Here is a 19,205-nt window from a genome sequence, read left to right on the forward strand (position 1 = left end):
GGCCCAACACGGCTCTCCCGGCATCCATGCCGGTCGACCCACTCCGCGAAACCTCCTCTCGGCCTCCCGACGGGGCGGCAGATCAAGATCAAAAACCAGATCAAAAACCAGATCAAAAACCAGATCAAAAACCAGATCAAAAGCGGATCAAAAGCGGATCAAAAACTGGTGTTGATGCCGATCAATTGCTTGCGCTTTAACGCACACTCATCCCTCCATCCATTACCAACGTGGCACCCGTTATCCAGCGACTCGCCCCTGACAACATAAAAATAGCGGCATGGGCAATGTCTTCCGGTTCACCAAAACCCAACGGGTAACTCGCCAGTTGTTCACTCACGGAGGCCGGCGATTTACGCAGTGAGTCCAACAAGGGTGTGTTGGCCAATCCCGGCGCCAGGCAGTTAACCCGAATACGACGTTTGCTCACTTCCAGCGCCAGACAACGCGCCATCGCAATGACCGCGGCCTTGGTGCCCGAATAGGCCCCTACGCCGGGTACACCTTGAAACGCGGCTACCGACGCAATGAAAACAATGGCGCCGTCGTTCGCGATCAGGTTTTTGCGAAGCAGCGCCTGGGTCAGCAACATCGGCGACTCCACATTGAGTCGATGCAGATCCCGCAGGTGCTGCTCGGTCATCTGCCGCGTCGGGCAAATGACAGACGTGCCCGCGTTGTGCACAACCCCGTGTACCTCACCCAATGTCTCCACCAGCATCGCTCGGTCATGCGGTTCGGTCAGGTCACCGATGACAGCACGATGGCCAAGGGAGGAGATGCCGTTAAGATGCTCAAGTGTTTCACTGAGACGCTCTACATTGCGCCCTGTAGCGATCACCTCTGCACCCATGTTTGCGCAGCCCAAAGCAATCGCCCGACCAAATCCGGAACTCGCCCCTGTGACCAGTACACGCTTGCCTTGCAGGCTGAAGGGGTTGTACGCACTCATGATTCAATCAATGCCGGAAAGCACGCGCCGTCTATATCCACAAGGCAGGTCGCCCACGACAAACCAATCCCGAAACCGCACAGGAGCAAGCGGTGAGGTCCGCTCTCAAGCTGTTCATGGAGGCGTGCGGTCATGGTCAACGGTACGGACGCACCGCTGGTATTACCAAAATCACGCAGGCTGCTGGGTACCTTTTCAACGGGCAACTCAAGTTTTTTGCGCAAGGTGTCGTTAATCATCCGGTTCGCCTGATGGAAGATGAAGTAGTCCACTTGCGACTTGCTGACGTGTGCGTACTCCAGCAATTTTTCGACAGCAGGCGGGATGCGCTGCGTCGAAAATGTCAGTACGGCCGGACCATCGAGTATCAGGTCCAAAGGCCGGCGCCAAAGCGCTTGCGGATCCTGACGGTGCGGCAGCAGATGCTCGATGGCGGTCGGCTCTCGGTGACCTCCCACTGGCAGAATTATGGCCTGATAACCACTGCCATCACTGTTCAGATCGAAGTACATGGGTGCAGCGTGGGCATCGAACTCCATCGCTGTCGCCGTGCCCGCATCGGAGAACAAAGGATCGTTGGGCGTGGAGGTGCAGTCACCGACCAACACAAGGCCCTTTTTGACACTGCCACTGGCAATCATCGAGCCCAGCAGGTGCAGCGCATAGGGATACGCGGAGCACCCAAGATTGACGTCAAAGGCCAGGGTTGAATGGGGCAATCCCAGGCGATCCTGCAAAATGATGGCGGTGGCAGGCGCCCGATAGTCTGGGGATTGGGTGACCACAATCAACGCATCAATCTCACTGCGCTGCCAATTCAAGGCGTCAAGCAGCGTCTGCGCGGCGTCAAAGGCCAAATCCGAGAAGCACTGCCAACTGGGTGCCACGCGGCGAAACTCGATCCCGATATTACGTACCAACCGCTCACGCTCATCGCGCAGCTGCGGTTTGCAATCCAGTAGATTGGAGACGCTGTTTCTGGGCACGCATGTGGCCATGCCACTAAAGCGGACGTGATTCAGGGTGCACTGAGGCATGGCTTAACCCACCTTGCGGTACAAATCACCGACCGTGGTGGCGGCATACAGGTCTTCGCCGGTTACGCTTTTTTTATAGATCATGTCAAACATCACAATGACTCCAAGCGCAGCGAGGGAGTCCCACTCGGCCAAAGCCGACAGCCGTGTGTCCAGCGTAATGTCGACAGGCACCTGAAAGTCGGTGGCATCAATAAAGTTGGCGATAAAGGCTTCAGTACTCATGGTTGCAGTCTCTTCGAATCAGACACGGTTAGGGGCGTAGCGCGAGAAATGAGGGGTACCGATGGAGCCTCACAGATCACGGCCAGCACACGTTCAACATCGTTCAGGGTTAAATCGGGATGAAGGGGCAGGCAAATCACTCGCTGCGCGACATGAGTGGCCACAGGTAGAGCATGGAAAACAGCCTGCTGACGCTGGCGATAGGCGGCCATGGTTGTTATCAGCGGGTAGAAATAACGGCGGGTATAGATCTGCTGTTGCCTGAAGGCGTCGTATAGCTGGTCACGGCTCAGTGGATAGGCATCTTCAATCAAAATGGGGAAGTAGCCATGGTTGTCGGATTCACGGCATAGCGTAATGCCTGGCACTCCATCCAGACGGTCGCGGTACAACGCGTCAAACGTGGCGCGACGTTGCAGTGCCGCATCAATATGGGTCAGTTGCAACAGACCAAAAGCGGCGCTGATTTCGTTCATTTTTCCGTTGATGCCACAGGCGACCACCGTGGTTTCATCGACAAACCCAAAGTTACGCAGCTGATCCACCAGACGCTTGGTTTCAAGCGTCGGGCTGATGATGGCGCCGCCTTCAAAGGTGTTGAAAACCTTAGTCGCATGCAGGCTCAAAATACTCATGTCGCCATGACGCAACACGCTGCCCTGCCCATCCTGAACCGCAAAGGCATGAGCCGCGTCATAGATCACCCGCAAGCCATGACGCCGGGCGATTTCCCCAATAGCGGCAACATCGCAGGGCACGCCATAGCAGTGCACCGGCAAAATAGCGCGGGTATGCGGGGTGATCGCCGCCTCAATAGCGGCGGGATCGAGATTGAAGGTCTGCGGATCGATATCGACAAACACCGGCGTTAACCGATTCCATACCAGTGCATGGGCGGTGGCCGCAAAGGTGTAAGGGGTGGTAATGACTTCACCCTCAATGGCCAGAGCTTGCAGCGCAGTCATTAACGCGGTGGTGCCATTGTTGAATAATGATAAATGTTCAACGTTAAGGTAATCCGCAAGAGCCTGTTCAAAGGCCTGGTGAAAAGGCCCCAGATTGGTCAAACGTTTGCTGTCCCAGATATCACGCAAATACGGAATGAAATCATCCAGTTCGGGCAGGAGTGGACTGCTGACATACAGGTCTTTATTCATGAGCGTTGACTTCGAATAAGCGTGCGAATCGGATAAACCGTCAAGCGTAAAACTCCGCCAACGTGTGCCTGTCTACGGGCAAATAACTGACACTCTTATGAACAGCTATAACCGGTCTTTCCGGGCAACTGCAGACCTCGTGCCAACACCAAAATAAAATATAAGCATCTGATTTAAATATAGTTTTAAAGATATCTCGTTACTGCAAAGTGCTAATTACTTCCTCTTTTAACTGCCCCTTTGCCGGGCATGCGGAAATCACGCTTCCTTCAAGTTCAGGGCTGAGCACTCGGATTATAAAACGCGCAAATAAAACTTAAGGCTCATCAATAGTGCGTCGCCTTTGTAGGGTGAGCGGGCACTTATCGCCTGCATTCACCTCAGTGCAACCAAGGATACTGACCATGGCTCTTACCATTCATACCAACTACTCATCGTTGCTGACTCAGACCAACCTGAACAAAACCAACAACGCATTGGCTATTAACCAGCAACGCCTGGGTACTGGCCTGCGAATCAACTCCGCCTCTGACGATGCAGCAGGCTTGCAAATTGCCACTCGCCTTAACGCTCAAACCAAAGGCATGGCTGTGGCCGGTCGTAACGTGAATGACGCATCATCGCTGTTGCAAACCGCCGATGGCGCATTCGGCGAGATGACCGACATCCTGCAACGTATGAAAGACTTGGCCACACAATCTGCCAACGGAACTAACAGCGACGACGATCGTAAAGCCATGCAGGCCGAATACGATGAACTGGGTAAAGAACTCGGCAACATCATGGAGAACACGTCTTACGCGGGCGAGAAGCTGTTCGGCAAGGACGGTGCCACAGGTAAATTCGGTGCCGCTGTCAGCTTCCAGATCGGCGCAACTGCAGCCGAAACACTGACCCTGGACGTCACAGCACAAGCCGCCGCCCTGGGCACCACCTTGGACGGTCTGTCCTCGAACTACACGACTTCGGGTACACCTGGTACTGAAATCAGCACCAGCGGCGCTGCTAATGCTCAGATCGACGTACTGTCCGCAGCCTTGAAAGACGTCGGTGAGTTACGCGGCCAGTTCGGCGCCAACATCAACCGTCTGGCTCATACCGCCAACAACCTGGCCAACATGAAAGACAACACTGAAATGGCCCGAGGACGCATCATGGATGCCGACTTCGCCAGTGAGAGCGCCATGATGAGCAAAAACTCGATGCTGATGCAGTCGGGCATCTCCATGCTCAAGCAAACCGGTCAAATGCCTGGCCTGGTCATGTCATTGCTGGGCTAAAGCCGTCCCCGAACAAGAAAGCGCCCTTGCAATCAAGGGCGTTTTTTTGGAAAAAATCTGATGGTTTACACAAAAAAAAGAAACGTCCTGCATCATTCTTTCGCCCAGCGCTGGAAAATTCTCTGACTTTATCGTAGAGAAGCCTACCCCTATGAACACACTCTCCGCGAACTTGAAGACCGGGCATGGCGAGTGCCTGGCTTTTTTCTGCTCAGCACTTTGCACATTGACCCTGTACAAAAGTGCCAACAGACAAATCATAGACTTGGGGTTTTCCGGCGGCCGACTGCTTGACCGATTGATGCAAGAGCCGGGAGAAATGATTGACCGCGACACCTTGACCGCCTACGCCTGGCCCAATCGTATCGTCGGCCAGGGAAGTCTAAATCAGCAGATCTATACCTTGCGCAAAATTTTAGGCGATGAAAAAGATCGAAAGATCATTCAGACCGTCACGCGGCGCGGCTATCGGTTTAATCCTGACTTCGTTGTGGCCCAGAGCGCGGTCACGCCTCCAGACATTCAAAGCGACAGGGGGCAAACGCTTTCATTACGGTCGGTTTCACGCACTGAAATCCAGCACAAGTGGGCTATCCGGGCAATGGCTACAGCAGGGTTTGTGAGTTACATCCTGATCGCACATCCCAGCCAATTATTTGCCAGCCTGCACATTGTGGGGGATCACACGGTGATGTATGTCGAGACAAAGAAAGACCAACTCAAACACCTTATCAACGTGACGCGCGGCCTCAGCACACGGCTCGTGAGCATGAGCAGCAAGCCGCTGGAGTTGTCAATCGTGACGATCGACGATGAGACCTACCATATTTACTGCTCAGGCCAATCAGGTGCGAACTATATAAGTTTGCAGGATGATCAACTTCACACCATCAGCGACAACCAACTGCGCGAATGCATAGAAGGGGTCACTCAGCCCGTCCATTGACGACCGGCAATGCGCAGCCAAACGGCTGCGCATTGTACCGGGCAGGGCTAATGAGGCTTATCAGTGGGTGTTGGGACGGGCTCTACATAGTCAACGGCACCGGGGGAATAGTGCGCGAAGTTTTCGTTGAACAACTGCTTATAGAGTGTTTCTGCCTGCTCGGTCAGGACCAGCAACTCAATACGCCGGTTAGCCCCGCTCATGGGGTCTTCAGGTCGTAAAGGCATGACATCGGCTTGCGCCGACACCTGCAAAATACCTTGCACCGGTAACCCTGAGTTCACCAGTACACTGCGAGCTTGCAAGGCCCTTTCGCCGGATAGATTCCAGTTATCATAACCGCGTGAATCCCGGTACGGGACGGCATCGGTATGCCCGCTGATAATCAACTTGTTCTGCACCTTGGCCAGCGCTTGCGCCAGCGCAGCCAGCAGGCTGCGAAAGTGCGGGTCAAGCGTCGCGCTGCCTCGCTCGAACATAAATCGCTTGTCATCATCCTTGATCAGAATTCTCAAACCCTGAGGCACTACATGCACTTCGAGATTGGACTTCGAATCAGTGCTCTCAGCCAGCAAGGCCATAAGCCTGGCCAACGCCTGGAGGTCTGCCTCGCTGTCATAACGCTGTACAGCCTCTGAGCGGGAGTCGCTGAGCTGCACGTCTTGACGGCGCGGCACCCAATCAAATTCCGGCAAGCTTTCAAATGCCACAGGCACTGAGCTCAGATCGTCGAACACCCCTGCTCCACCTTCAATCACCGATGATGCCAGCACACCCTTTGCAATGCGCTCCGCGTCGGCTTGCGGCTGAATAACCCACAGCACCATAAACAGCGCCATCATCGCCAGCGCAAAGTCGGCAAAGGCTACTTTCCAAGCACCGCTTTGGTGTTCGTTGTGCCCCCGCTTGCTGCGACGCTTGACAATAATCGGGGTGTGTTTGTCTTCACGCGTCCTCATTGCGTCCGTCCTCAAAACTGGTCACCCACCTTTCCAACATCTGGAAGGCCGGCTTGACGTCCTGCTCAATCAACTTGCGCCCCGCATCCACCGCCAACAGCGTTGGCTTGCCGGCCACATGGGCGACCAGGGTCGTGCGCACGCACTCCAGGGCTGACATCTCGGTTCTGATGCGCTGCGCCATTGCATTGCTCAGCGGCTCCATCATGCAATAACAAAAGAAAATCCCGAGAAACGTACCTACCAATGCTGCTGCCACGTGGGTTCCGATTTCAGCCACCGAGCCACCAATACTGTCCATGGTGATGATGATGCCCATGATTGCCGCCAAGATGCCGAATCCCGGCATGGCTTCGCCCACTTTGTGTAACGAGCGTGAAGGCAGCAGCAAAGCCTCGTGCATGGCGTCGAGTTCCTGCTCAAGAAAACCTTCAAGTTCATGGGCGCTGATTTTTCCCATGGCCATCAACCTGAAATTATCGGCAATAAATGCCATCAGGTTTTTCTCTTGCAAAATCAGCGGGTATTTTGTGAAGAGATCACTCTGATCCGGCTCTTCAATGTGCGCATCAAGCGCTTTAAGCCCACCCATGTCGACAGTTTCGAGCAGTTCATAAAGCAGCATCAGCAACTCTCGCTGAAACGCCTCACCGCGACGGCGAAAGGAGAACACCCCTTTGACCTGCACCCACATCTCAAGCAGCACTTCCTTGGGGTTTCCGATAATCATGCTACCCAGGGCAGCCCCCACCACGATCAGCATTTCCGAGGGCTGCCACAACACGGACATGCTCCCTCCGGCAATCACAAAACCACCCAGCACGCAGCCGATAATGATCAATGCACCTAACAGTTTCTGCACGTTAATTACTCTTGGTTAAGAAGGTTCTGGCCTTATCAATGGCCTGTTTGCTCAGCTGGCACACACGCGCATCACTGATGTCGAGCACCAGACCGATTTCCTTCAGGTTCAGCTCGTGCAAGTAGTAGAGGGTCAATACCAGCCGCTCCCGCTCGTTCAGCTCGTCCAGCGCCTGAATCAACATTCGTTGGTTGCCTACGATTGCCTCGACACTGGCGTCGCCGTTATGAAAGTCCCGGCTGGTGTCCAGCAACAGGGCATCCAGGCTCTCTAGCGCCTCTCCCGCCTCGGCTTGCAAGTACGCCTGAAACTGCGAAGGGCTCAGCCCCGTGGCCTGCAAGGCTTCCTCATCGCGGGGCTGGCGACCCAGTTGGCGCGTCAGGTTGCGCAAAATATCCCGGGTTTTGTGAGCCTGCTGGCGAACTTGCCGCGGGCGCCAATCAAGCCTGCGCAACTCATCAAGAATGGCACCCCGAATTCGCAGCGCTGCAAAGCGTGCAAAGTGCTCATCGGGCACGCCATAGCGACGCAGTCCTTCCAGCAAACCCATCAGGCCAATCTGCTCCATGTCTTCACGATCAAGCACCTGACTGGTTTGCAGAGACAATTGATTGACTATCCGTTTGACCAGCGGAAGGTAGTTCACTATCCAGCGCTGTTCAGCTTCAGGCGCTGTAACTACCGCGCAAGGGTCGCCCGCATCGGGGCCGTAATCAGCCAGACGATCGCTATTCATGTGGGCAATTACTGCACCAGCATCTTGCTGACCAGTACCGACGTGAACGGTATGCCCAGTCCTTTGGCACTGAAACTTTTGCGCAGGTCTTGCTCAAGACGTGATTGCAGATCAGTGAGCGACAACGCACGCAGTTGATTGAGCGGGAGCGTCGACAAGGAGCCAACCACTGCATTGCGCACCAATAGCTCGGCCTGCTTGAATGCGCTCGCGGACTGTTCGGCATCCCCTTGCAAGGCGAGATCGAGCACAAAGTAGTGCTCGCGGTCGTCGCCTCGCAGATTCACGACAATTTTATCTACCGGATAAAACACATAGTTAGCTGGATCCTGAGCAATCGTAGCCTCGCCAACCTTTTGCACCTGCTCAACGTCCGAGGTCTTGTCAGGGCGCAAATACAGATAGCCAAACACGACACTTCCCAACGTGATGACCATGTTCAGCCCTACGATTAACAAAATTACACGTGGCATCCGCATACAGTCTTTCAATCCACTTCGAGTTGAATTTGGGTGTGGCGCAAGCGCCGTATTTTTTGTTACACCGTGACAAGTACGTCACTGCCATACCCTGTGGGTACGATCTCAGGTATCTGCGCTTCATCGATCGCCTGAGCGATGGCGGGTTCAGACTGCTGGCGCGCCTGTTCTCGAGACGACTGCCCTCGTGAATCGCTCGAAACCTGTACGTCAACGTGAAGCAGATTTTGCTGCACTAACTCTTGACGCATGCGCTCACTGGAGTGCGCGAGCAAGCGAGCAACATCGGTCTGGGCGGCCGATATATGCACACTCAAGCGACCGGACTCATGACTGATGAAGATCTCAAGGCTGCCCAACTCCGGTGGATCCAGACGAATCGTGGCTTGCTGAAAGCGCTGCTGAACCTGGATCTCAACGGTTTCACGCAAGGCATTGAGCATCTGCTCACCCCAGCGCGCTTGAGGGGCCACCAGCTTAAGCCCGCGCTCAAGCACAGGCTCTGACAAGGGTGACGCGCCGGTCAGGGCAATCGGCGTCACCGTCGCGTCAGCTCGCTCGGAACTCACTAAACCTGGCTTCGCTATGCCAGCCCACTGGCCCTCAGCGGGTACGGCTGTTACAGCGGTCTTGACGGGCGTGGTCGCCCCCGCTCCTTCACGTGCAGCCGCCAAAACCTGAGGATCGAGCGACAACGCCATGGGTTCACCCTGAGTTGTGCGGTTAAGCGTCAAGGGCGCATCAGGTAATGGCGTCGGCTCGTTTAACCTCTGCAATACGCCGGCATCTACCGCCAGTCGCGTCAATACGCGCGCAGGAGACGGGGGCGGTGCAGACGCTGCGTTTGAGTCGCGGGCCTGCACATTGACCGCTTGCTGGTTGAGCATCATAAGCAGCCATTGCTGTGGGTCCGCCAGCACCTCGACAGCGGGCGCTTGCTCCTCTTGATCTTGTAGCTGCACGGCCTCGGCGGGCATGTCCATCAACGGCAACGGCAACGGCAACTCAAGCTCCGGCGTTTGCGGGGTATAGATCACCTGCACGAGGGCCTCGATTGCACCCTCCACACCCGCGTCAGGCGCAGGTTGCGCCGCCGGCTGGCTGAAACCGCCGAGCAAAGAAAGCGATGCGGACATGGCCTAGTTCACTCCTTGCAGACTGTCTGCCAACGAATAGGCCTGACGCCCTTCTGCATAGTCAGTGTGGTTCGCCAATATCTGGCTCAAACGCGCACACTCGCGGGCGCACGCCTGCAAGGCATGACCGTGCAACGCCTTGAGCGGCGCCAGTTTGTGTCGGGTTTCGTCGTTGAAGGGCTGGGCATCCTGCAAGCGCTCAAGGCAAAGCCGTATCCACCCGTCGACTTCACTGATACGCACCCAGTCCTCCCTGGCCAGGGCTTCGGCGAGCAACCCTTGCAGCTGGGCCAGACGACTAAACTCAGCTGCGGATGGCATTGACACCCTCCCACCCTTCGCGAATCTGCTCGAGCAGGTGCGTTACTTCATCTATTCCGCTGACCGACAACGAAGCACTGACCTCAACCAGACGATGCAGGCAATAGTCATAAACACACGATAGACTGACAATCAACTCCCCACCCTGTTCATGATCGAGGGTGCTGTTGAGTGCGTTGATGATGTTCATGCACTTCTCCAGCGACTGGCCTTTGAGGTCGAAATGCCGGGCTTCAATGTGTCCACGGGCGCGAGACAACTCATCCAGAAGCCCATCGAACAACACCAGCACCAATTCATAAGGAGAAGCGCAAGACACTTGAGTGTCGAGGTCGATTGCGCGGTAGTGGTCATAGCCGTCATTCATTTTTCAGATCATCCGAACATGCTGAAGGTTTGTTCCATCGCCGCCATCACCTGCGCCAACTGGGTGTACTGCTTGAGATAGCGCTGATAGTGATTCTGGTATTTGATTTCCAGATCCTCGTATTTCTCGTCGACACGTTGCAGCAGGTTATTGAGGTTATCCTTGCGCGCCTTCATGGCCCCTGTGCTGCCGCTGGTATAAGTACCGAGCCTTTTATCGAGGGTTTCGAGCAAGTTTCCCGAACCTGAAAAGAGTTTTTCGAAACCTTCCGGGTTTGCATCCAGCATTTTTTCGAAAGCTTTGGTATCCAGCTTGAGCTTGCCGTCCGACCCTGCCAGCACACCAAACTCCATCAACGTAACGCCGCCAAAAGGCGTGCGCAGACCGAGTTGAGCATGGCCTCTATGGCACGGATGCTGGAGTCGCCCGCCAGTGCGCCGCGCTCGCCGTTTTCCCCTCCTGAGCCGGTCAGCTCATCGAAGGTGCTCAACATCGTATTGATCGCAGTGACAAACTCATTGAGCTTGTCATTGGTAGCTGTTTGGTCACGGCTGATATTGACGGTCAGCGGCTCGTCCCCGGCCTCATGCACTTTGCTGAACGTCAGGCTTACGCCTTCGATCATGTCCTTGAAGGTGTTGGAGCTTTGCTGCAGCTTCATCCCGTTGGCGTCTGCCCCTAGGTAGATAATGGCGTCCTGGGCCTTGGACAATTCCTTGGCGGCTCCCAGACTGGCTTCGAGCGGGCTGCCTGCGGCATCTGTGCGCATTTCAATGGCGTACTGCTCGCCTGTTTCTTCGGCGCTCAGCACCATCGTCACTTCACCGCCGCTGCGCACCAGCGTGGCCTTGACGCCCTCGTTATCCGGATGATTATTAATTGCCGAAGCCAGCTCCTCCTGGGACAGAGCGCCATCGCCGTTACTGTCCGCAGCGGCGAGATCGACGGCAAACTCGACGCCGTCCTGCTTGATATACAAGTTGCCCGAGTCGGCGGCATCATCACCCAGCCCGCTGAGCGAGACCTGATGCCGACTGGCCAGTTGCTCGACAAAAAACTGATAGCTGCCCTCTTTGGCGCTGGCACCCACCGTGGCGCTGGCGATGCCTTCAGCGCTGAAAGTAGCCGCATTGATCAGCATGCTTTTGTCGGCGCCCTTGAAGCTTTTAATCGCATTGCCCAAAGCTTTGAGCGCTGTATCCAGGGCGGTGACTGCCTCCAGCTGGGCTTTGTATTTGGTCTCGTTACGCTGGGCCTGCGCCAACTCGCGCTGGACTTCATATTCAGCCAGAAGTTTGGCTTGAGCCTGGATGTAGTCGGTATCAATAGCCATGTACGTGCTCTCCTTGGTTGCTCATCAGCAAAACCAGTGCCAATAGATAACTTGTTGTTTTATATTGATTATTTTTTGTTTTTGTGAAGCGGTACTTCCGGTTTGGACCTAGAGGGATGAAGTTGGCCGGAAAGGGGGTTTCCGCATTGTTCAACTCAGAAGTCAGCAGGGTTTAAAGGCGACATAAAGCGGGGAGTGATTAAGGCCAAGAAGTTTTAAGAGGGGATCAAGGGGAGGATAAATTCGCTTTTAGCTTTTTATTTTAAGAACAATGTCACTGCGGCCACCGAAACAGTGAGGACGACACTGGGCCCCTGCGTAGGCACTCGCGAGCGGGGCGGCAAATCAAGAGCACAAGCAAAACCAGCTCAAAAACGAAGCGAAATATTCATGCTTATCGCGCGGGTGTGCTTCGTGTTTTGCAGCACGCTGGAAATGATTGCCAAACGCTGGGTCAAGCCCCAGCACCCAAAACGCAAAAGCCCCGTCTAACCGACAGGGCTTTTGATCGTGCTTAAGGGTTACAGCCTGGCCTACCTCCCCATCGCCCGTGCCGCGTCAGCGGTGTACTGGTCGGGGGTAAATTTACCCTCGTTGAGAATCGGGCCTTTCTTCGCTTCGTTGGTCATGCCGTAGCCGGTGTATTGACCCGAGTTCAAGTCGATAAAGAACTGCGAACCCGCCTGCCAGGCACTCATGTCCGGGTGGTAGTAATAGTTGATCATGGCGTGCTTCCACAACTGGCCGCGTGCGTCGTAGTTGTCTGCCAGAACCGAGTGCCATGTGTCTTCGTCAAGAAACAGCACACGCTTGCCATACACATGGCGGTAGCCTTCTTTCAGGTCCGCTTCAAGGACCCAGACACGACGCAGTTCATAGCGCATCAAGTCCGGATTGGGATGGTTGGGCGTCAGCATGTCGGCGTATTTGACCGTACCGGCGTTCGCCTTGTAGGCATTGGCCGGGATGTAGACTTCGCGCTTGCCGATCAACTTCCAGTTAAAGCGCTCTGGCGAGCCGTTATACAAACGGTCTTCGTCGACGGTCATGGTGCCGTTGGTGCCGATCATCGGCTGGTCATACCCGTAACCCGGCAATTGGCGCACGCGCCGGGTTGAAGGGCTGTAGGTCCAGGCCTGACGTTGATCGGTGGAGAAGTTGTAGGGTTCGTGAGCGATGTTCAACGTACCGTTGTCACGCGCAGGCTTGAGGGTCTGGTTGTTGCTCATCGACTGAATCTTGCCCGAAGTCTGGGGCTCAACCACCGGCGAGTTGGCCTGGGACAAGTTACGGGCAAAGGCACGGCCCCAGCCAATGCTACCGTTAGGCAAGACCGAGGCCAAATCGCTGGTTTTTTCTTCGGTCCAGGCACGGGCTGGCAGTTGGTGGTTCCACAGTACTTCCATGCCGGTTTTCGGAATTGGGAACGGGACTTGCCCCAACCCCTCGAAGCCCATGCCATCGTTCACCAGCTTAGCGTTCAAGGCGTTGCTCATGACCCGCTTGCACACATAATCCGGGTAGCGGTAATCACGGTGGCCGGGGTAGATATTCATCTTGTAGGTGGTCGGATAACGCTTGAGCAGCGCTTTTTGGCCTTCGGTGAGCTTGTCGGCGTATTGATCCATGTTCTGCGCCGTGATCACCAAAATCGGTTTTTCAGCGGCATAGGGATCAATCGGCTGGTCGCCGGAAAATTTGACGTGATTCCAACCCGGCACTTCCCCCAGGTATTTGCCGGTGTAAGGCGGGATAGTACCCGCCGCGTTGCCGGCCTGTTCGGCCCCCACACAGGTCAGCTCTTTACCCAGTTTGGCCGCTTCGGCGGGCGATACCTGAGCGAATGCCGACCCTATGGCGAGGCCATTGACGGCCAGGGTGGCTGCGAGCACTACGCCTGTTCTTGTTATTTTCATGTATTGCCTCCTACGCGAATAAGGCTTGCTGGGTATGGGTCCATTCTTCGCCATCCACCGGCGAGCACATCGTCCACAAAGACTAATCAGGCCGTTACCAGCACTTCTTTGAGCAATCCTTTGAGCAGCTTGCCCGACGCATTGCGAGCAAATGGGGTGTGTTGCACATGGATCTGTGCCGGCACTTTGTAGCTCGCCAGACGCTGGGCAAAATACCCGCGCACGGCTTCGCTGTCGGGGCAGTCGCCCGCATGGCCGCGCACCACCACAAACACCACCTCGCCCAGTACATCGTCCGGCACGGCAAAGGCGGCGGCTTCAATCACGCCGGGCATTTCACACGCACAGGATTCAATCTCGGCTGCGGAAATTTTCTCGCCGCCACGGTTGATCAAATCCTTGGCGCGGTCAGTGATATAGAGAAAACCTTCGTCATCCAGATGGCCAATATCGCCGGTGTCGAGCCAGCCATCACTCAAGGTCCGGGCACTGGCTTCAGGCAGATTCCAGTAGGCAGTCATCAAGGTCGGCGAGCGCACCCAAATCAGCCCGCTGACGCCCGTAGGCATTGGCCGCTGCGGGTTATCGCCAATGCGCACATCGACAATCGGCAAGGGCCAGCCAGCCGACGCAGGCTTATAGATGAACTGATCACCACCAATGGCCGCGCAGATACCGTTGCTTTCGGTCAGACCGTAGCCACTGCCACCGACGGCCTCGGGTTTGCGTTGGGTCAAGTGCGCCAACAGGCTGGCCGAGGGTGCCGCCCCGCCCAGACCCAAGCCGTACAGACTCTGGGTATCGGCACTGCCGAAGCGTGGCGAGGTCAGCAGTTGCTGCATCATCACCGGGGCACCATTGAACTGGGTGCAGTGTTCGTCGCGGATCAGGTCGAAGGCTTTGTTCACGTCCCACTTGTACATCAGCACCAGCCGTCGACCGCCACGCAGGGCCAGCAGGAACTGGGCGTGCAGCCCACTGACATGAAACAGCGGCACCGCCATCAGGGTGGTCGGGGCAAAGCCGCTGTTGATGACGACACTGATGCGCTCAGGTGAGCTAACCGCGCAGAAAACGCCTTGAAACTCCAGCGCAACCAGAGCTTGACACACCGCACCATGGGTCGACAGCACGCCCTTGGCCAAGCTGGTAGTGCCCGAGGTGTATAGGATCATCGCCGGGTCATCAGCTTTGACGCTCGGCACCGGCGCATCCCGCAACGGCTCAGCCAGCAGCTCTTCCAGACGCTGGCAATGCTCGTCGCGAGGCTGGTTGGGGTCCATGCCCACCACCACCGTCGCCAAACCGTGTTCGCGCAGGTCATCCTTGAGCAGTTGCAGGCGCGGCTCGTCGCACAGCAAGAGGTGCGCACCGCTGTCCTGCAACCCATGGAACAATTCGTCGCGCAGGCCCCAGCTGTTCAAAGGCACACACACACCAGCGCAACGCTGGATTGCGGCAAACGCCACCAGCCAGGCCGGTTGGTTACGCATGGCAATCGCCACACGATCGCCCTTGCGCACTCCAAAGCGGTGCACCAGCTGGCCCGCCAGACGATCGACCTGATCAAAAAACTGGGTGAAGGTCAGGCGTTGTTGCTCCCACACCAGAAATTCGCGATCCGCGTGAACCCGGCCAGTGTCAATTGCAGCCCAGACGCTTTCAGCGCTATGACGAAAGTGCCTGGGGCCACCAGCCACAGGCGTCAGCACTTCATAAGGCGACCCGGGACCAATCAGTTGATCCCAGGCGTTCTGCCATTGTTCAAGTTTCATCTTGTTAGTCTCCGGGCTTGAACCCCTGCACACCGGTTCAAGCGAGTGCGCCATAACGCTCGCAGTGATAATCGGCATCCCCCAGGCAAGCCTGTGCCACACGAATGCGCTTGAGAAACAAACCGACATCCAGTTCGTCAGTGACACCAATACCGCCGTGCATTTGCACCGCTTCATTGGCCACCTTGACGGCCATCAGCCCGGCCTTCCATTTGGCCAGGCTCACCAGTCGTTGACGCTCCACCTCGCTCAAAGCGCTATCGTCCAGCGCAGCCAAACCGGCGATCACTGCGCTGCGTGCCAGTGCCAGCTCCACATAGAGCTGGGCCGACCGATGTTGCAGGGACTGAAAGGAGCCAATGGCGACGTCGAACTGCACGCGGGTTTTCAGGTAATCGAGGGTCAACGCGAAGAGTTTTTCAGCCATGCCCAGCATCTCGGCCGCCAGGCACACACGGCCGCGATCCAGTGCGATGGTTAACGCCGCACCGGCCGACCCCAGATCACCCAGCAAGGCATCTGGCCCAACTTGCACCTGCTCCAGTTGCACGTGCGCGTGGTTACGCGAGTCAATCAGCGACAAGGGTTCAACCCTTAAACCCTGCGCACCGGCGGGCACCAGAAACAGGCTGACGCCTTGCTGTGCATTACCTGCAGCCACGAGGTAGCCATCAGCCCCTACCCCGTCGATCACGAAGGTTTTTTGCCCGTTCAGACAAAACCCCTGCGCATTGGCCACGGCTTGCACCGCCAGCTGCGCGGGGTTGTGCCGTGGGCGCTCGTCCAGTGCCAGCGCCAGACGCTGCTCGCCGCTGATGGTGGCCGACAACCAGCGATCCTGCTGTTGCGCATTGCCTTGCAGGTGCAACAAAGAACCGCACAGCACCACGCTTGATAGCAAGGGTGACGCACTTAGGTTGCTGCCGATGGATTCAAAAATCGGGCCCAGGCCCATGCAGCCGAAATCCAGACCGCCGAGGTTTTCCGGGAACGGAATTGCACTCCAGCCCAGAGCTACAGCCTCTTGCCACAGTTGGCTGTCGAAGCCGAGTTGACTGCTCTCGTCGCGCAAGGCGCGCTGACGGGACACGGGACTGCGCGCCGCCAGAAACTCGCGGGCGCTGTCGGCCAACAGCCGATGATCTTCGCTATAAAGCAGGTTCATGGTCTGGATCCTTACTTGACTTCAGGCAGGCCCAAGACCCGCTTGGCGATCACATTGAGCTGAATTTCCGACGCACCGCCAGAAATCGTCAGGGCAAAACTGTTTAACCAACCGCGGGTAATCGCCTGTTCCTGAGGACTGAACGCAGCCTTGTCCCAGCCCAGCGCATTGACCCCCATGACATCCAGCAGCACCTCGAACTTTTCGCGTTCCTGTTCGGTGTGCACCAGTTTCATGATCGACATCAATCCGCTGACGTCTTGCCCGGCACGGGCTTCTTCACCCATGCGTTGCACCGTCAGGTTGTAGCTGTGCTCGTTCATCGTGCAGGCCACCGCCCTCGCCGCCACCGCCGACTCGCTTAATCCGCTGGGTTCAGGCAGGTACTCCTGCACCAGCGCCCGCAGGTTGAAATGCGTCGGCAAGCTGAACTCGCCGAACTTGGACATGGCTTTGCGCTCATGCTGCAACAAGCGTTTGGCCAGGTTCCAGCCGCCGTGCAAAGGCCCAATCAACTGGCTTTTGGGCACTTTCACGGCGTCAAAAAACACCTGACAAAACGCCGATTTACCGCTGATCAAATCAATTGGCGCAACACTCACACCGGGGCTTTTCATGTCCAGCACAATCAGGCTGATGCCCGCGTGTTTACTGGCGCTGCCATCGGTTCTGACCAGTGCATACATCCAGTCCGACTTGTCGCCGTAGGAGGTCCAGATCTTGCTGCCATCCACCACAAAGTGATCGCCCTCATCGCGGGCAGTGGTTTTCAGGCTGGCCAGATCAGAACCGGCATTAGGCTCGGAAAACCCTTGGCACCAACGCACTTCGCCACGGGTCATGGGGGTTAACAGGCTGAGTTTCTGCTCTTCAGTGCCGAACTCCAGCAACACGGGGCCCAACATCCAGATCCCCAGGTTGATTTGCGGCGGGCGGCATTTAAGACGGCGTAGCTCGCTTTCCAGAACGGCGTTGTATTCCGGACTCAGGCCGCCACCGCCGTAGGCTTGCGGCCAGTCGGGGCAGAACCAGCCTTTGTCACGCATGCGCTCGAACCATAGCTGAGCGTCAGCATCGGGGAACTCGACATCACGGGCTCCCCACACCATCTCCCCTTCAGGAATGGCTTTGCGCTGGGACGGCGGGCAATTGGCCTCAAGCCAGCTACGGGTCTGCTCTCTGAACTGTTCAATCGCGCTCATGTCATTACCTCTGATGAATTCGTAGCAGCTGTCGAGTTTTGCGAGGCTGCGTTCGGGGACGAAGTCCTCGTAAATCCTGACTTTTCGGTATGCCTGACACACCGTATTGCCTCTGTTTACGACTGCTGAGCAGTCGGACGCGGCCTCGTTCTACTCGACCGCTGCTACGGGGCGAATGGGGGGGCGTTCAACGCTGAGTGCGCGGCATACCCAAACCAAACTGGGCAATCAGCTCGCGCTGGATCTCGTTGGTGCCACCGCCAAAGGTCAGAGTCACAGAGGCACGCACTTCGTACTCCAGATCGCCTTGCATCAACGCCGCAGGCGAACCGCTGCGTACCAGCCCGTTGGCGCCGACGATGTTGCTCAGCACGCGCAGAATCTCGATGCCCGATTCCGAGCCATAGACCTTGGTGGTCGACGCCAGAGCCACATCCATGCGGTCATGCTCCAGGTCGGCAGCGATGCGCAGGTTGATCAGGCGCATCGCTTCGAGTCGGGCATAACACTGCGCCAACCCGGCCCGCACCCAGGCTTTGTCGGTCGCTTTAACGCCGTTTTCATCGGCCTCCCGGGACCACATCAAAACCCGGCGAAACAACCCCACCACTTTGTCGGACCAGGCACCCAGCCCCAGACGCTCATGGTTCAGTTGCGCGGTGATCAGCTTCCAGCCGCCGTGCAACTCACCCACCAACATGTCGTGGGGCACCCGCACGTTGTCGTAATAAGTCGCCGCCGTCGGATTGCTGGTGGTGGGGATGACGGTGCTGGAGAAACCTTCTGCGCGCGTGTCCACAATCAGGATCGACACGCCCTTGTGCCGTGGCCGTTCCGGGTCGGTACGCGCGGCCAGCCAGATGTAATCGGCCGACTCGGCACCCGAGGTCCAGAGTTTGTTGCCATTCACCACGAAGGTGTCGCCCTCAAGCCGGGCGGTGGTTTTCAGTACCGCCAGATCGCTGCCCGCATCCGGCTCTGAATAACCGATGGCGAAAATTATTTCACCTGCCGCAATGCCCGGCAGAAATTTGGCTTTTTGTGCCTCGGTGCCGTGGGCCATCAAGGCCGGGCCCACAGTGCTGATGGTCACAAACGGCAGCGGCGCCCCAGCAATATTGGCCTCTTCAAAGAAGATAAACTGCTCGGTCGGGCCGTAACCCTGACCGCCATGTTCCTTGGGCCAGCCCACGGCCAGCCAGCCGTCACGGCCCATCTGGCGGATGGTGTTACGGTACAGTTCGCCGCCTTCCTTGCCGCGCAATTGCTCACGCAGCTCAGGCGTCATCAGGTTTTGGAAGTAATCGCGCACTTTATGGCGCAGGGCGTGTTGCGCGGGCGTGAGGTCGACGTACAT

20 protein-coding genes and 1 pseudogene are annotated in these 19,205 nt (G+C 56.7%); 3 read left to right on the forward strand and 18 right to left on the reverse strand.

The window, feature by feature from the left end; genetic code table 11:
* Window positions 1-200 (forward strand): annotated as a pseudogene (locus GHN86_RS23400) (hypothetical protein); the annotation flags it as partial.
* Here the strand turns inward: GHN86_RS23400 and GHN86_RS09720 are convergent.
* The 4 genes from GHN86_RS09720 to GHN86_RS09735 are packed head-to-tail and all read right to left on the reverse strand — an operon-like array spanning window position 197 to window position 3,371.
* Entirely contained in the window at window positions 197-952 is a 756-nt protein-coding gene (locus tag GHN86_RS09720; RefSeq protein WP_153381895.1) for an SDR family NAD(P)-dependent oxidoreductase, read from the reverse strand. The pseudogene GHN86_RS23400 and the gene GHN86_RS09720 sit on opposite strands and share 4 nt — an antisense overlap.
* Window positions 949-1,989, reverse strand: coding sequence for a ketoacyl-ACP synthase III (locus GHN86_RS09725; protein ID WP_153381897.1), 1,041 nt, complete (start codon window positions 1,987-1,989; stop codon window positions 949-951). Before GHN86_RS09725 ends, GHN86_RS09720 begins: the two co-directional genes overlap by 4 nt.
* A 3-nt stretch (window positions 1,990-1,992) precedes the next feature.
* On the reverse strand, window positions 1,993-2,214 hold the full coding sequence (locus tag GHN86_RS09730; protein WP_153381899.1) for a phosphopantetheine-binding protein: 222 nt from the start codon (window positions 2,212-2,214) through the stop codon (window positions 1,993-1,995).
* Window positions 2,211-3,371, reverse strand: a complete 1,161-nt coding sequence (locus GHN86_RS09735) for a DegT/DnrJ/EryC1/StrS family aminotransferase (protein ID WP_153381901.1) — start codon at window positions 3,369-3,371, stop codon at window positions 2,211-2,213. Before GHN86_RS09735 ends, GHN86_RS09730 begins: the two co-directional genes overlap by 4 nt.
* Window positions 3,372-3,775: 404 nt before the next feature.
* Here GHN86_RS09735 and lafA point away from each other — a divergent pair, with 404 nt between their 5' ends.
* Complete coding sequence (lafA, locus tag GHN86_RS09740; RefSeq protein ID WP_153381903.1) at window positions 3,776-4,651, forward strand: lateral flagellin LafA; 876 nt, start codon at window positions 3,776-3,778, stop codon at window positions 4,649-4,651.
* Between the two features lie 151 nt (window positions 4,652-4,802).
* On the forward strand, window positions 4,803-5,597 hold the full coding sequence (locus GHN86_RS09745) for a winged helix-turn-helix domain-containing protein (RefSeq protein ID WP_153381905.1): 795 nt from the start codon (window positions 4,803-4,805) through the stop codon (window positions 5,595-5,597).
* Window positions 5,598-5,644: 47 nt separating this feature from the next.
* On the opposite strand, the gene GHN86_RS09750 is transcribed toward GHN86_RS09745, so the two are convergent.
* The 14 genes from GHN86_RS09750 to GHN86_RS09810 all read right to left on the reverse strand — a co-directional run bounded on the left by GHN86_RS09750 (window position 5,645) and on the right by GHN86_RS09810 (window position 19,205).
* Complete coding sequence (locus tag GHN86_RS09750; protein ID WP_153381907.1) at window positions 5,645-6,556, reverse strand: OmpA family protein; 912 nt, start codon at window positions 6,554-6,556, stop codon at window positions 5,645-5,647.
* Window positions 6,543-7,418 (reverse strand): flagellar motor stator protein MotA, encoded by an 876-nt coding sequence (gene motA, locus GHN86_RS09755; RefSeq protein ID WP_323369509.1) that lies wholly within the window; start codon window positions 7,416-7,418, stop codon window positions 6,543-6,545. Before motA ends, GHN86_RS09750 begins: the two co-directional genes overlap by 14 nt.
* A 1-nt stretch (window position 7,419) precedes the next feature.
* On the reverse strand, window positions 7,420-8,154 hold the full coding sequence (locus GHN86_RS09760) for a FliA/WhiG family RNA polymerase sigma factor (RefSeq protein ID WP_153381909.1): 735 nt from the start codon (window positions 8,152-8,154) through the stop codon (window positions 7,420-7,422).
* Window positions 8,155-8,162: 8 nt separating this feature from the next.
* Window positions 8,163-8,627 carry a flagellar basal body-associated FliL family protein gene (locus tag GHN86_RS09765; protein ID WP_228384988.1) on the reverse strand — a complete coding sequence of 155 codons (465 nt, stop codon included), beginning with the start codon at window positions 8,625-8,627 and terminating at the stop codon, window positions 8,163-8,165.
* 65 nt (window positions 8,628-8,692) lie between these two features.
* A complete protein-coding gene (locus GHN86_RS09770) occupies window positions 8,693-9,769 on the reverse strand; it encodes a flagellar hook-length control protein FliK (protein ID WP_153381913.1) in 1,077 nt (358 codons plus the stop codon).
* 3 nt (window positions 9,770-9,772) lie between these two features.
* The gene (locus tag GHN86_RS09775; RefSeq protein ID WP_153381915.1) at window positions 9,773-10,090 is read right to left on the reverse strand and encodes a hypothetical protein; all 318 of its coding nucleotides are present in this window, start codon (window positions 10,088-10,090) and stop codon (window positions 9,773-9,775) included.
* The gene (gene fliS, locus GHN86_RS09780; protein WP_153381917.1) at window positions 10,074-10,457 is read right to left on the reverse strand and encodes a flagellar export chaperone FliS; all 384 of its coding nucleotides are present in this window, start codon (window positions 10,455-10,457) and stop codon (window positions 10,074-10,076) included. The genes GHN86_RS09775 and fliS overlap by 17 nt, the downstream gene beginning before the upstream one ends.
* Before the next feature lie 8 nt (window positions 10,458-10,465).
* Complete coding sequence (fliD, locus tag GHN86_RS23955; protein ID WP_323369964.1) at window positions 10,466-10,810, reverse strand: flagellar filament capping protein FliD; 345 nt, start codon at window positions 10,808-10,810, stop codon at window positions 10,466-10,468.
* Window positions 10,810-11,790 (reverse strand): flagellar filament capping protein FliD, encoded by a 981-nt coding sequence (gene fliD, locus GHN86_RS09785; RefSeq protein WP_323369965.1) that lies wholly within the window; start codon window positions 11,788-11,790, stop codon window positions 10,810-10,812. The genes fliD (GHN86_RS23955) and fliD (GHN86_RS09785) overlap by 1 nt, the downstream gene beginning before the upstream one ends.
* A 533-nt stretch (window positions 11,791-12,323) precedes the next feature.
* Window positions 12,324-13,706 carry a DUF1329 domain-containing protein gene (locus tag GHN86_RS09790; RefSeq protein WP_153381921.1) on the reverse strand — a complete coding sequence of 461 codons (1,383 nt, stop codon included), beginning with the start codon at window positions 13,704-13,706 and terminating at the stop codon, window positions 12,324-12,326.
* An 86-nt stretch (window positions 13,707-13,792) separates the two neighbouring features.
* Window positions 13,793-15,481, reverse strand: coding sequence for a class I adenylate-forming enzyme family protein (locus GHN86_RS09795; protein WP_153381923.1), 1,689 nt, complete (start codon window positions 15,479-15,481; stop codon window positions 13,793-13,795).
* 37 nt (window positions 15,482-15,518) lie between these two features.
* Entirely contained in the window at window positions 15,519-16,646 is a 1,128-nt protein-coding gene (locus GHN86_RS09800; protein ID WP_153386485.1) for an acyl-CoA dehydrogenase family protein, read from the reverse strand.
* A gap of 11 nt (window positions 16,647-16,657) precedes the next feature.
* Complete coding sequence (locus GHN86_RS09805; RefSeq protein WP_153381927.1) at window positions 16,658-17,848, reverse strand: acyl-CoA dehydrogenase family protein; 1,191 nt, start codon at window positions 17,846-17,848, stop codon at window positions 16,658-16,660.
* 187 nt (window positions 17,849-18,035) lie between these two features.
* Entirely contained in the window at window positions 18,036-19,205 is a 1,170-nt protein-coding gene (locus GHN86_RS09810; protein WP_153381929.1) for an acyl-CoA dehydrogenase family protein, read from the reverse strand.

The sequence above is a fragment of the Pseudomonas helleri genome, assembly GCF_009600315.1.
Classification (GTDB): Bacteria; Pseudomonadota; Gammaproteobacteria; order Pseudomonadales; family Pseudomonadaceae; genus Aquipseudomonas; species Aquipseudomonas helleri_A.

Excerpts from the sequence above, each read along its gene's own strand:
- GHN86_RS09720 (WP_153381895.1), bottom strand. The coding sequence starts at position 952 with ATGAGTGCGTACAACCCCTTCAGCCTGCAAGGCAAGCGTGTACTGGTC.
- GHN86_RS09725 (WP_153381897.1), bottom strand. The coding sequence starts at position 1,989 with ATGCCTCAGTGCACCCTGAATCACGTCCGCTTTAGTGGCATGGCCACA.
- GHN86_RS09730 (WP_153381899.1), bottom strand. The coding sequence starts at position 2,214 with ATGAGTACTGAAGCCTTTATCGCCAACTTTATTGATGCCACCGACTTT.
- GHN86_RS09735 (WP_153381901.1), bottom strand. The coding sequence starts at position 3,371 with ATGAATAAAGACCTGTATGTCAGCAGTCCACTCCTGCCCGAACTGGAT.
- lafA (WP_153381903.1), top strand. The coding sequence starts at position 3,776 with ATGGCTCTTACCATTCATACCAACTACTCATCGTTGCTGACTCAGACC.
- GHN86_RS09745 (WP_153381905.1), top strand. The coding sequence starts at position 4,803 with ATGAACACACTCTCCGCGAACTTGAAGACCGGGCATGGCGAGTGCCTG.
- GHN86_RS09750 (WP_153381907.1), bottom strand. The coding sequence starts at position 6,556 with ATGAGGACGCGTGAAGACAAACACACCCCGATTATTGTCAAGCGTCGC.
- GHN86_RS09760 (WP_153381909.1), bottom strand. The coding sequence starts at position 8,154 with ATGAATAGCGATCGTCTGGCTGATTACGGCCCCGATGCGGGCGACCCT.
- GHN86_RS09765 (WP_228384988.1), bottom strand. The coding sequence starts at position 8,627 with ATGCCACGTGTAATTTTGTTAATCGTAGGGCTGAACATGGTCATCACG.
- GHN86_RS09770 (WP_153381913.1), bottom strand. The coding sequence starts at position 9,769 with ATGTCCGCATCGCTTTCTTTGCTCGGCGGTTTCAGCCAGCCGGCGGCG.
- GHN86_RS09775 (WP_153381915.1), bottom strand. The coding sequence starts at position 10,090 with ATGCCATCCGCAGCTGAGTTTAGTCGTCTGGCCCAGCTGCAAGGGTTG.
- fliS (WP_153381917.1), bottom strand. The coding sequence starts at position 10,457 with ATGAATGACGGCTATGACCACTACCGCGCAATCGACCTCGACACTCAA.
- fliD (WP_323369964.1), bottom strand. The coding sequence starts at position 10,810 with ATGGAGTTTGGTGTGCTGGCAGGGTCGGACGGCAAGCTCAAGCTGGAT.
- fliD (WP_323369965.1), bottom strand. The coding sequence starts at position 11,790 with ATGGCTATTGATACCGACTACATCCAGGCTCAAGCCAAACTTCTGGCT.
- GHN86_RS09790 (WP_153381921.1), bottom strand. The coding sequence starts at position 13,706 with ATGAAAATAACAAGAACAGGCGTAGTGCTCGCAGCCACCCTGGCCGTC.
- GHN86_RS09795 (WP_153381923.1), bottom strand. The coding sequence starts at position 15,481 with ATGAAACTTGAACAATGGCAGAACGCCTGGGATCAACTGATTGGTCCC.
- GHN86_RS09800 (WP_153386485.1), bottom strand. The coding sequence starts at position 16,646 with ATGAACCTGCTTTATAGCGAAGATCATCGGCTGTTGGCCGACAGCGCC.
- GHN86_RS09805 (WP_153381927.1), bottom strand. The coding sequence starts at position 17,848 with ATGAGCGCGATTGAACAGTTCAGAGAGCAGACCCGTAGCTGGCTTGAG.
- GHN86_RS09810 (WP_153381929.1), bottom strand. The coding sequence starts at position 19,205 with ATGTACGTCGACCTCACGCCCGCGCAACACGCCCTGCGCCATAAAGTG.